The sequence below is a fragment of the Salinicola halophyticus genome, assembly GCF_003206695.1.
Lineage (GTDB): Bacteria > Pseudomonadota > Gammaproteobacteria > Pseudomonadales > Halomonadaceae > Salinicola > Salinicola halophyticus.
Window position 1 is genome coordinate 41,663 of the sequence record NZ_PZJN01000006.1, and the last position, 12,222, is coordinate 53,884.

10 protein-coding genes are annotated in these 12,222 nt (G+C 57.6%); all 10 read left to right on the forward strand.

The genetic code is table 11. The features are described 5' to 3' along the window. Window positions 1-14 precede the first annotated feature (14 nt). The 10 genes from DOM58_RS08060 (at window position 15) to DOM58_RS08105 (ending at window position 12,193) form a co-directional block, all read left to right on the forward strand. Complete coding sequence (locus DOM58_RS08060; RefSeq protein WP_083627647.1) at window positions 15-995, forward strand: tripartite tricarboxylate transporter substrate binding protein; 981 nt, start codon at window positions 15-17, stop codon at window positions 993-995. Between the two features lie 32 nt (window positions 996-1,027). After that, window positions 1,028-1,522: a tripartite tricarboxylate transporter TctB family protein gene (locus DOM58_RS08065; RefSeq protein WP_110692441.1), complete on the forward strand. Its 495-nt coding sequence runs from the start codon at window positions 1,028-1,030 to the stop codon at window positions 1,520-1,522. A gap of 83 nt (window positions 1,523-1,605) precedes the next feature. Next, a complete protein-coding gene (locus DOM58_RS08070) occupies window positions 1,606-3,114 on the forward strand; it encodes a tripartite tricarboxylate transporter permease (protein WP_075560998.1) in 1,509 nt (502 codons plus the stop codon). 35 nt (window positions 3,115-3,149) lie between these two features. Then, a complete protein-coding gene (locus DOM58_RS08075) occupies window positions 3,150-4,271 on the forward strand; it encodes a mandelate racemase/muconate lactonizing enzyme family protein (protein WP_075560999.1) in 1,122 nt (373 codons plus the stop codon). Between the two features lie 160 nt (window positions 4,272-4,431). Continuing rightward, window positions 4,432-5,355: a dihydrodipicolinate synthase family protein gene (locus tag DOM58_RS08080; RefSeq protein ID WP_110692442.1), complete on the forward strand. Its 924-nt coding sequence runs from the start codon at window positions 4,432-4,434 to the stop codon at window positions 5,353-5,355. 49 nt (window positions 5,356-5,404) lie between these two features. Beyond that, window positions 5,405-6,574, forward strand: a complete 1,170-nt coding sequence (locus DOM58_RS08085) for an alpha-hydroxy acid oxidase (protein WP_110692443.1) — start codon at window positions 5,405-5,407, stop codon at window positions 6,572-6,574. A gap of 396 nt (window positions 6,575-6,970) precedes the next feature. Further along, window positions 6,971-7,399, forward strand: coding sequence for a type 2 periplasmic-binding domain-containing protein (locus DOM58_RS08090; RefSeq protein ID WP_245392196.1), 429 nt, complete (start codon window positions 6,971-6,973; stop codon window positions 7,397-7,399). Next, window positions 7,392-8,579, forward strand: a complete 1,188-nt coding sequence (locus DOM58_RS08095) for a porin family protein (protein WP_245392197.1) — start codon at window positions 7,392-7,394, stop codon at window positions 8,577-8,579. The genes DOM58_RS08090 and DOM58_RS08095 overlap by 8 nt, the downstream gene beginning before the upstream one ends. After that, window positions 8,579-11,374: a bifunctional diguanylate cyclase/phosphodiesterase gene (locus DOM58_RS08100; protein ID WP_110692444.1), complete on the forward strand. Its 2,796-nt coding sequence runs from the start codon at window positions 8,579-8,581 to the stop codon at window positions 11,372-11,374. The genes DOM58_RS08095 and DOM58_RS08100 overlap by 1 nt, the downstream gene beginning before the upstream one ends. 48 nt (window positions 11,375-11,422) lie before the next feature. After that, entirely contained in the window at window positions 11,423-12,193 is a 771-nt protein-coding gene (locus tag DOM58_RS08105) for a PEP-CTERM/exosortase system-associated acyltransferase (protein ID WP_110692445.1), read from the forward strand. Window positions 12,194-12,222: the final 29 nt, after the last annotated feature.

Here is a 12,222-nt window from a genome sequence, read left to right on the forward strand (position 1 = left end):
GAGAGGAATCGATCATGCACGCCAAAGCCCTTCGCCACTGGCTGACGATCACCGCCGTGGCCATCAGCCTGTCTCCCCTGGCGCAAGCCGCCGATTACGTGGGAGGCGATGAAGTCACCGTACTGCAGGGATTCAAACCGGGGGGCGGCAGTGACGCCCTGGCGCAACTGGTGCAGCCGCGCCTGAGCGAGATCCTCGGCGTCGATTTCGTCAACGAATACATGCCCGGCGCAACCGGCGCCATTGCCTGGACACGACTGGCCAAGCAGTCGCCCAAGGATGGCGGCACCATCAGCATTACCAATACGCCGATGCTGATGACCAACTACATCATGAACGACGCCATTACTTACAAGACCGACGAGTTGACCCCGATCGCCAATGTGGTCACCGACCCGGGCATCGTCGTGGTCAATGCCGACAGTCCTTATCAGACCATCGAGGACCTGCTCGAGGACGCCGAGAAGAACCCGGGCACGGTTACCATTGGCAATTCCGGCGTGGGGGGAGACGATTTTTTCACCACCATTTTGCTCGAGCAGGCCAAGGGTCTGTCGTTCAAGAAGGTTCCGTTCCAGGGTGACGGCCCCTCCGCGACGGCGGCCATGGGCGGCAAAATCGATGCCAGCTTCAACAACGTGGGCAACGTCTACGGCCAGATCGAGTCCGGCAATCTCAGGGCATTGGCGGTGTTTGCCGAGAAGCGGCTGACCAGCCTGCCGGACGTGCCCACCATGAAAGAGAAGGGCGTCGACGTGGTGGCCGGTTCCTCGCGCGGTTACAGCGCACCGGCGGGTATCCCCGACGAGGCTCGTCAGCAGTTGATCGAAGCGTTCCAGACCCTGGCCAAGGATCCCGATTTCCAGGCCCAGGCGGAAAAACGGGCCATGAATCTCGACGTCGTTACCGGCGATGACTACCGCGCCATGATCGACAAGATGGAGAGCGACTACCGCGACATTTGGGAATCGGTCAAGGACGAGGTCGGCCGCTGAGCGGCTGACGAACCATCGAGGAGGAGGGCGTCATGAATGTCAGTCGTTTGCTGCTGGGTCTGTTCGGCATCGTCGTGGCCGGCGTCTTCTTCTTCGATGCCAGCCAATATCCTCGAGCCGCCGCCCAGATGCCGATGATCTATTCGGTGGCCGTGGCGCTTCTGTCGTTGGCGATGGTCGCCAGCGAGCTGCGTCTGCAGCGCCGTGCCTCGGCTTTTCGCGAGACAGAAGGCACCAAGGCGTATCAATCCGTAGCGACGGACGAAGCGAACGAAGTGCCGCCGGCGCCCAAGCGCTGGACGGCAGTCGCTGCCATTTTTCTGCTGGCGGTAGGGTACGTCGCGGTGATGACGACACTCGGCTACGTGCTGGCCACGGCGCTGTTCATGGCCTTGGCGCTGGCGATTCTGCGCACGGTGAAGTGGACCTTCGCGTTGATCGCGGGCGCGGTGCTGATCGCGATGATCTGTCTGGTGTTCGTGCAGTTCCTGGGCTTGCCGATTCCACTGCTGCCAAGCTTTTTATAAGCGCTTATCAAAGACAGCTTGTAAGCACTCGTCACAACCGGCGGCCCACCTTGCTCAAATCGAGCGCAGGAGAGTAGACGCGCATGGATTCCTCTTTGGTGATGATCGGGCTGACTAACGTGCTCAGCTTCAACAACATAGCCTGCATCCTTGGCGGAACGCTGCTGGGATTGTTCGTCGGGGCGATGCCGGGGCTGTCGGCAACGATGGCGTTGGCCTTGCTGCTGCCGCTGACATTCAGCTTCGACCCGGCGACCGGGCTGAGCATGCTGGCTTCGCTTTATGTGGGGGCGTCCTATGGCGGTTCCATCGCCGCGATTCTATTGCGCACGCCCGGTACACCGTCGGCGGCTGCCACCGTTCTCGACGGCTTTCCGCTCTCGCAGCAGGGCCGTGCCGGCGAAGCGCTGGGGGTGTCGCTGTTCGCCTCCTTCTTCGGCGGGTTGCTGAGTGGCATCGCGCTGCTGACGGCGGCGCCGCTCCTCGGCACGCTGGTGCTCGAGTTCGGCCCGGTCGAGCTGTTCGCGATCGCCGTGCTGGGCATCACGATCATCGGCTCGCTGGCCCAGGGCTCGGTCATCAGCGGTCTGCTCTCCGGCGGGTTGGGGCTGCTGCTCAGTACCGTCGGGATGGATCTGACGACGGGCACGCCACGGATGACGTTCGATCAGATCAATCTGTTCGGCGGGATCGATTTTACGGTGGCGCTGATCGGCTTGTTCTCGGTGCCCCAGGCGCTGACCCTGATCGAGAATTCGCACCAGGGTGGCAAGGTGGCGAGCCGCATCACCGATCGCTTGATGCCGCGGTGGAGCACCATCAAGCAGCTGATGCCCAATATCCTGCGCTCCAGCGGCATTGGCATCATCGTGGGGCTGATTCCAGGTACCGGTGGCGATACGGCCAGCTGGTTTGCCTATAACGAGGCCAAGCGCTTCGCCAAGGACAAGAGCCGGTTCGGCAAGGGAGAGATCGCCGGGGTCGCCGCGCCGGAGGCCGCCAACAATGCCGTGGTCGGTGGCGCATTGATTCCCACTATCGCACTCGGAATCCCGGGGAGCTCTTCCACTGCGATTCTGCTGGGGGCGTTGATGGTGCAGGGCATTCTGCCGGGTCCCAACCTGCTCACCGATTACGGCGATGTCACCTATACCCTGATCTGGGCAGTGATTCTCGCCAATATCGCGCTACTGGTGGTGGGGCTGGCGTTCACCAAGATGAGCGTGTCGGTCACCAAGATTCCCGACGGCTTCATTGCCTGCGCGATTCTTACGCTCTGCATCGTCGGCGCGTTTGCCATCAACAACAGCCTGTTCGATGTCGGACTGATGCTGGGTTTCGGTCTGTTCGGTTATTGGATGAGCAAGGCGGGCGTCTCGCCGGCGCCGATGGTGATCGGTCTGATCCTGGGGCCGGTGATGGAAACCAGCTTCCAGCAGTCGATGCTGATCGGCAATGACAGCTTCGGCGTGTTTCTGGAGAGCCCAATTGCCACCGTTCTGCTGATCCTCGCGCTGCTGTCGATCTTGCAGGCGACACCGTTCTTTCGCTGGCTGCGCGTGCCGTTCAAGCGTCGCCTGAAACACGACTGATGCCTCGGCATGCCAATCACCCGGAGAGATGACCGATGACTCGAATTACCGATGTACAGGCGCGTACGGTCAATGTCGCGCTGGACAACCCGACCAGCTTTTCCAATCGACAGGTATTCAAGCGCGACTACGCGCTGGTCAAGGTGACCGGCGACGACGGCGTCAGCGGTATCGGCTTCTGCTATGGCGGCAACAACGCCGGCCATCTGGTGACGCAGGCGGTACGCGATCTGCTCAAGCCGGTTCTGATGGGGCAGGACACCCATCGCGTCGAAGGCCTGTGGCAGGAGATGTATCAGGAAAGCTTGCTCCATGGGCGCACCGGCTCGGTGATGCGGGCGCTAAGCATCCTCGACGTGGCGCTGTGGGACCGCAATGCTCGCGCTGCCAACCTGCCGCTTTACAAGTTCCTCGGCGCCAGCGACGAAGAGAGCGTGGCGGCTTACGCAAGCGGCGGCTATTACCTCGACGGCAAGACGCCGGCCAAGCTGGCGGAGGAAATGACCGGCTATGTCGACAAGGGCTTCAAGGCGGTCAAAATGAAAGTGGGGCGCGAAGATCTGGCCGGCGAAGAGGCGCGCCTGGCGGCCGTTCGTGAGGCAATTGGCCCTGACGTGCTGTTGATGATGGACGCCAACAACGCCTGGCACGATCTGCCTTCGGCCCTGGCCTTCGCGCGGATGGCCGAGCCCTATTCGCCCTATTGGATCGAGGAGCCGTTCAGTCCCGACGACATCGACAACCATCGCCGTCTGGCCGAGCGCACGCCGATCCCGGTGGCGACGGGCGAGATTGAAGCCGGTCGCTGGCGCTTCAAGGAGCTGCTGGACAAGGAGGCGGCGATGATCCTGCAGACTGATGCGGCGGTCTGTGGCGGGATCACCGAATTCCGGCGTATCGCGGCCACGGCGGCGAGTTACGGCGTGGAAATCTGTCCGCACTGGTTTCATGATCTTCACGTGCATCTGGTCGGCTCGACGCCGAATGCGCCTTTCGTCGAATTCTTTGCCGACGATCAAGTGCTTAACTTCCGTAGACTAATCGATACGCAGCTGACCTTCAGCGACGGACGCCTGCAGCTGCCGCAGACGCCGGGGCTGGGGTTCAATTTCGACGAGGAAGCGCTGGCGCGCTATGCCGCCGAGCCGTGGTCTTGAATCAATCGATAACCTGAATCGATCGATAACCTGAATCGAGCAATAACCTGAGTCGGCCGCCAACCTGCGGCGATCGATAGTGACAACGGCGGGCCTTGGCCCGCCGTTCTGACTACCTGCCACATGTCTATTTCATTTGCCCAACTTGAGGTCTGCGCCCATGTCGCCGAATGCGCCCTGCGGTACCGTATTGTCACCGGTCATCACGCCGTTTCGCGATGATCTCTCCCCGGATGCCGCGCGCTTCGTGGATCATTGCCGCTGGCTGATGGCCAACGATGTCGGTCTGGCAATCTTCGGCACCAACTCCGAGGCCAACTCGCTGTCGGTGCCGGAGCGCCGCGAGCTGCTCGATCACCTGGTCGCGGCGGGGCTCGACACGAGCCGTTTGATGCCGGGGACCGGCTGCTGCTCGATACCCGACAGCGTGGCGCTGACAAGTCATGCCGTGGCGCAGGGCGTCGGTGGCGTGCTGATGCTGCCGCCGTTCTATTACAAGGGCGTCTCGGAGGAGGGGCTGTTCCGGTTCTACTGCGAGGTGATCGAGCGGGTCGGCGACGAGCGGCTGCGGCTCTACCTCTATCACATTCCGCCAGTCGCCCAGGTGCCCATCGGCCTGGGTCTTATCGAGCGCTTGCTGAAGCGCTATCCGGAGGTCGTGGCGGGAATCAAGGACAGCTCCGGCGACTGGGCCAATACTCAGGCCGTCATCGATGCCTTCGGATCACAAGGATTCAAGGTCTATGCCGGTAGCGAACGCTTCCTGCTGCCGACGTTGCGAGCCGGCGGCGCCGGTTGCATCAGTGCCACGGCCAACGTCAATCCCCGCGCGATCTCGGCGTTGGGCGCCAGTTGGCAGGATGAAGACGCCGATGCGCGGCAGCAGGCACTCAATGAGATTCGCGATATCTTCGAAAGCGTGCCGATGATCCCGGCGCTCAAGGCCGCCACCGCGCATTTCAGCGGTGATTCCATCTGGGACCGCTTGCGGCCGCCGCTGGTATCGCTCGATGACAGCCAGCGCGACAAATTGCTGGCCGCGTTGACGCAGCGCGGTTTCGCGATGCCAGGAGTCGCAGGGTAATCATCGCTTTCGTATCCTCGATGTCTCTCTCCTGCGATAAGGATCACCCGTGACGCGCCAACAACGCCGCTTGTCTCGCATACGTAATTTCCTGGATCTCGAGCGCGCCGGTAAGCGCCATCTTCCGCGGCCGATTTACGGATACGTCGCCAACGCAGCGGAAGATGGCAAAAGCCTGGCTGCCAACCGTGCGGCCTTCGACGACTACAGTTTCCTGCCGCGGGCGCTGACCGATGTCTCCCGCATTTCGCTTGAAACAGAACTGCTGGGCAAACGCTATGCTGCCCCGTTCGGTATCGCCCCCATGGGCATCAGTGCACTGTCCGCCTATCGGGGGGATCTGGCGCTGGCGCAAGCAGCGGCTCGGGCCAATGTGGCAATGATCATGAGCGGCTCGTCGCTGATCCCGATGGAAGAGGTGGCCGGAACCGAGGGCACTGACTGGTTCCAGGCCTATCTGCCGGGAGACAGGCCGGGCATCGAAGCGTTGATCACCCGTGTCGAGCGAGCCGGCTTCCGCAACCTCGTCATCACCGTCGACTATCCCGTTCCCCCCAACCCCGACAACAATCGGCGCAGCGGATTTTCATCGCCGATTCGTCCCAGTCTTCGCCTGGCGCTGGATGGCCTGGTCAAGCCGCGCTGGCTCTATGGCACGTTCTACAGAACGCTTCGCCACCATGGCATTCCGCATTTCGAGAATAATCACGCGACTCGGGGTATCCCGGTCATCTCTCGTCACGTCAATCGCGACTTCTCCGGCCGTACGCACCTCGACTGGGATTATCTCGCGCTGGTGCGGGAACGCTGGCCGGGTAACCTGATCGTCAAAGGCATTTTGCATCCAGAGGATGCCAGACGGGCCAAGGCGCAAGGTGCTGATGCGATCATCGTCTCCAACCATGGTGGCAGGCAGCTGGACGGTACGGTTGCTCCATTACGAATGCTTCCGGAGGTGATCGATGCGGTCGGCGATTTCCCCGTCATGATCGATAGCGGCTTCCGACGCGGCACCGATGTACTGAAGGCCCTCGCGCTGGGCGCTCGCTTCGTCTTCTTCGGCCGCCCCTTCAATTACGCGGCCGCCTACGCTGGCGAGGCCGGCGTCAGCCACGCGATTCGCTTGATGCAGGACGAGATCACGCGGGACATGGCCCTTCTCGGTATCACGGAAGTCCGGCAAATGGATATGAGTCGGCTTCGGAGAGCGCGTGACTGACCCGTTTCGCGACACGCTGCCTCCTCGACTGTCGCCAAAAGGCATCAATGACTAATATGACTGGTGGGCGAACTGCAAAGACATGAGTATGCTGTGAAATCAGCGGCCTAAAGATATCGGGTGAGCTCTGGATTGCGGGACCCAGGCAGGGTAGTAAATGGAAAAGTAGCGGTCGGGAAAAGATGTGTTACTGGAGGTTAACGCTTGCAGCTTGCGCAGCGAGATAATAGCCGTTGCTGCCTCCATTCCTGACCCGGTCGGCGTCCTGATCTGCCACCTTGCGCGATGAATTGAAGCGTCGTCGTTCGGTGTTTTCTGGGTTGAATCGATTTCGGATCGGGGTTTGTCTTTGACAATGGCAATGACAAAAGCACGCGGGTCGGGGAGTCATGACGCATGCGGCGGATGCTGACCGGGGGGCTGCTGCTGCTCGCGCTTTTTTCGTTCGGCAGTCGCGGAGACGAGCTGGCGGTCATCGTCATTGCCAATCGCACTGTGCAGCAGTCGTCTCTACCCCTGGAAACGCTCAGAGCCATCTTCGCGATGCGTCAGAGGACGCTGCCGCACGGACAGGCGGTGCACGTCTTTGTCCTGCCAGATGACCATCCGGTTCATGAAGAATTTTCCAAGAAGATTCTCGGAGTTTATCCGCATCAACTACGATTAGCCTGGGATCGCGCGGTATTTTCCGGGACGGGCCAGGCACCCAATGAGGTGGAGAACGAGGCGGAGATGCTTGAATCCGTGGCGTCCACACCAGGCAGTATCGGGTATATCAAACAATCTAGCTTGAATGATCAGGTCCGGGTGCTCGACATTGAATAGACTGAAACCTTTACTGATCGCGACTCATGCCGTGGTGCCGCTACTATGGGCTGCTAATGCCTACCCCATTGAAAGGTCGGATACCTTTCAGATTCATGGGTTCTTGAGCCAGGCACTCATCGTGACCGACGACAATAATTTTTTCGGCTCTAGCAGTGACGATAATGGTAGCCTCGAGTATACCGAGCTGGGTTTGAATGCGTCGCTCCGCCCTTACAATCATTTGCTGGTCGCGGGACAGATACTCAGCCGAAAGGCGGGAAACTACAGTGACGGCTGGCAGCCCAAGCTCGATTACGGTGTCGTCGATTACCAGCTGATCGCGGATGAAAGAAGGGTGCTTGGAGTACAGCTGGGGCGATTCAAGAACCCGTTCGGATTTTATAACCAGACGCGTGATGCACCATCCACCCGGCCCGGCATCCTGCTTCCTCAGTCCATTTATTTCGATAGAAGCCGTTCTCTAGGGCTCGCGTCCGATGGGCTAAGTCTCTATGACGAGGAACGACTTTCCAACGGCACCATCTATTTACAGGGTGGCGTGGGAATACCTCAGATCAATAGCGATGCCGAGATTTCACTTTCCCCCAGTAATCCGTCACTAGAGGGTAAGCTTTCTACCATCGGGCAGATTCTCTATTCTCACGATGGCGGTCGAATCAACGCAGCGCTGAGCATGGCCCAGGTGAGATCCGACTACCAGTCCAGACAGAATCATCAGGTGAAAGGGGAATTTGTCTTTCAGCCAATCATATTGTCTCTCCAATATAATGCCGAAAACTGGACCTTGACGACGGAATATGAATATCAAAAAAGAGAGCTGAAAGATTTCCAGGTATCCCCCTATAACGGAAAGGCAAATGGAGAGAGCCTATATGTCCAGTATCAATATCGGTTCTCCAGTCGCTGGCAAGGACTGCTGAGGTATGACTATACCGTCACCGATAGAAGTGATCCAAACGGAAGACGCTACGCGGCTGCCGGCCAAGGGGAGGATTATTCACGATTTGCCAAGGATATGACGGTGGGTGTGCAATGGAAGGCAACGCCAAACTGGAGATTCCAGGCCGAGCTCCACAATGTCAATGGCACCGCCTGGTTACCGAGACAGGATAATGAAGCTAAAGATACAGACCAGTATTGGAACATGCTGCTGTTACAGACCTCATTTAGCTTCTGATGAAAAAATCCAGCCCTCGTCCTTACCGTCTCAGCCTGAAATGGCGCGCATTTGCCTTGACCAGTTTGGTGCTGCTGGGCTTGGCTGTGCTGATTACCTGGATCAGCTACAAGAGTCTGATGGATCAGTTTCAGAATGATCAGCAGGCTAGTCAGCGGGATCAGCGTCATCAAATAGAAACTTCCTTGCAGAGTGCCTCCAACGGGTTGAAGGAACTGGCGGCTGTAGCCGCTGCCTCAGGGTCGCTCAACTTGGCTTTGTCATCGCTGGACCCGGATCAAATAGCAAAGTCGCTTCAGAATCAGTGGCCGACGCTGCAGCTGGACGCCGGTATCAACGAATTGGCTATTTTTGATCTGCAAGGTAAACCTTTGGCTTTTTACGGCGAAAGAATGAAGGGTGCCGATAGAACACCTCCTATCAGTTGGTTATTACAAGTCGTCGAGTCTGAAAAGCCGAACGATCTCCTGCTGTGTGCAACCTCCTGTCTGCAATTTGCCGCGGTTCCTATCCTGGTGCAGGGGGAAAATGCCGGAATCCTGATGGTATCTCGATCGCTAGTGGATGTGATGAGCTATTTTCAGCGGAGTTCCGGAGGGGATATCGCGCTGCTCACCCGGCGCAAAGGATCTGAGGAGCGCAACGACTCGGAACGCGAAATACATGCCTGGAACTCCTACTCTCTGGCATTGACGCACCAGAATGTCGTATTGCCTGTGATCAAGAAAATTTCTCAAAAGGTCTCGGTTGATGAATTGGCTGTCAATCCGGAGAACGTCGAATACCAGGGGCGCCAATACGAGGCAAGCATCATTCCGTTGAAGACGGGGCGTGAGAATCAAGCCAGTAGCTCGGGGTATTTCCTGTCGATTGAGGACGTGACCCAACAACTGGAAGATATTCAATCAATGACCAGGGTGGTTTTTTTGGTGGCCTTGCTGGGTTGGTTGTGTTCGGAAGTTTTCCTTCTTTTCATTCTCTGGAAACCCATTGTCCGGATTCGATTGTTAAGTCAGCACTTGCCTGGACTGGCTCGAGGTGAGTTCGAGGAGCTGAGGGCTCAGGTAGCGCGTCACTCGGAGAGCCGGGCTCAAGACGAAATCGATGTGTTGGCGGATACCGCTATTGAGCTTTCCTATCAATTGGAACGTCTGGAGAATGAAGTAAGCGCGCGTGGGCAGATGCTGAGAAAGCAGGTAGGCGAACTCGAGCGGGAAAGAGACCTGGTTAGTGGGCTGATGAATACGGCTCAGGTTCTTGTCGTCGTGCATGGTGGTGAAGACGAAATATTGATGACGAATCACTACGCCATGGAACTGCTCGACGCCTCCGAGTCGAAGCTGTTGGGTGGTGCTTTTACGGGCCACTTCCTGCCCTTTGCAAGAGAGTTCACTGACGGTCAGCAGGAGAGCGACCTGATGACTCCGAATGGGGAACGTCGAACGATTGCCTGGCATCACACGCCACTGAGTACCTGGGCTCATGGCAAGACGGCAACGATATCGGTTGGCCTGGACATCACTGATCGGAAAATCGCGGAAGTGAGGCTGGCGTGGCTGGCAAATCGGGATCCGCTGACGGCACTATATAATCGGAGATATTTTGAAGAAGTACTAACTCATGCGGTCGTCTCTGATATGCACGGTGCCATGCTTTACATGGATCTGGATCGTTTCAAAGAGGTCAACGAGTTGGGTGGTCACCAGGCCGGGGATCAATTATTGGTCATGATTTCCGAACTGTTTCAGAAGCAGTTGACCCATTCCGGTACGATCGCCAGATTGGGTGGCGATGAATTTGCCATTCTGATGGAAAATGCCTCTCCCGAACAAGCCGTCCTTCTGGCTAAAACCATTACCCAGAGTCTGGAGAAAATCAGCCTGAATGTGGATGGACAGCGACATAGAGCCATTGCGAGTATAGGGATAGCCCTTTATCCGGATCATGGCGCCACTCCCAAGGAGCTGATGGCCAGTGCTGATTTTGCCATGTATCGCGCCAAAGAGGACCCGGTGCAGCGTTGGCATCTATTGTCATCACAAACCGATAAAGGGGCGTTACAGGAACGGGTCTACTGGGAAGAGCGCATCCGACATGCGCTGGAGCACAATGGCTTTGAACTGTGGGGTCAGCCTATTGCGAACGTTGAAGGGCTCGAAGTGACGCATCATGAAGTTCTGCTACGAATGCGGCCCTCCGAGGGGGAAGGGATCATTTCGCCAGGCTCATTCATACCGGTTGCCGAGCGAAGCGGTCAAATCGTTACTATCGACCGCTGGGTTATTTCGGAAAGTCTGAAAATGATGAAATCCTGGGGCAGTACGGATCGGCGACTGGCGATTAATGTGTCAGGCCAGTCATTGCATGATGAAACGCTGACGGATTTCTTGAAAGCCTCGCTTGAAGCGAATGACGTCGCCGCGCAACGGCTCATCATCGAGGTGACGGAAACGACCGCGGTTACCGATTTTTCCACGGCACGCTGCATCCTTCAGGATATCCGGGATATGGGATGTGCGATTGCTCTGGACGATTTCGGCGTTGGTTTCAGCAGCTTTTACTATCTCGATCAATTGCCGGTGGATTACATCAAGATTGATGGCTCCTTTATTCAGGATCTGCCAGAAAACAGGCGCAGCCAGATGATCGTGAGGGCTATCGTCGAAATCGCGAAAGGCTTTGGCAAGCAGACGGTGGCCGAGTTTGTCGACCGCGAAGCAGTTTATGTTATCTTGAAAGAGTATGGTGTGAATTATATTCAAGGTTACTGGTTGGGAAAGCCGCAACCTTTTTAAACAATTTCATAATAATTGATTGTGCTGTTTTAATCATGGGGCGATTGGATGAGTCTGTACGAGCAGTTTCATCAGCAGTTCGAATTTGTGTTGGCAACGACCGAGGCTGACAGGCAGTCCGTCTATCGCCTTCGCTACCAGGTCTATACATTGGAGTTCGGCCACGCCATGCCGGGAGAACCGGTGCGGCAACTGGAATATGACGAGTTCGATCGATCTTCACTTCATTGTTTCATTCGTCATCGAAAGTCACAGGAGGCCGTCGCCTGTATCCGAGTGGTTTACCCCGGTCGTGATCTGGGTGAGTTGCCTATCGAATCGAATTCCCGTGATGAATTCTGTCATCAGGAGCTCACGCCCGATGTGCTGCCTCGGGAATTGATCTGCGAAGTATCACGCGCTGCCATTCTAGGCCGCTACCGGAAGCGGCATGCCGGGCCGGAAAGTGAAGAACTGATTTATCCGATCACGGACCATGATTACAAGGTCTCCTCGCTATTAGGCGTTTCCGTCTATTTGGCCTCGACTGTCATGATTGCATTGATACAACGCCGCCACGCGTTGGCGCTCATGGAGCCGCGGCTGGCACGGTTGCTCGGGCGGTTCGGGCTGACGTTTCTGCGTGTCGGGAATATTCAGCAGTTCAATGGAGTTCGGGCAGCCTATTATATCGATCAGCATCGAGCAGAAGAGGCGCTCAAGCCGGAGCTGAAATCGTTCTACCGCGACATTATCCGATCGCTCTCCTCGCAGTTCGAGGAATCCGTCAAGGACGCGGTTCCGCCTCGCGCGTTGGCGACCGAGTATGCCGATTCCTGAGCCTGTATCGAGAGCCTGAGCCTCTATCG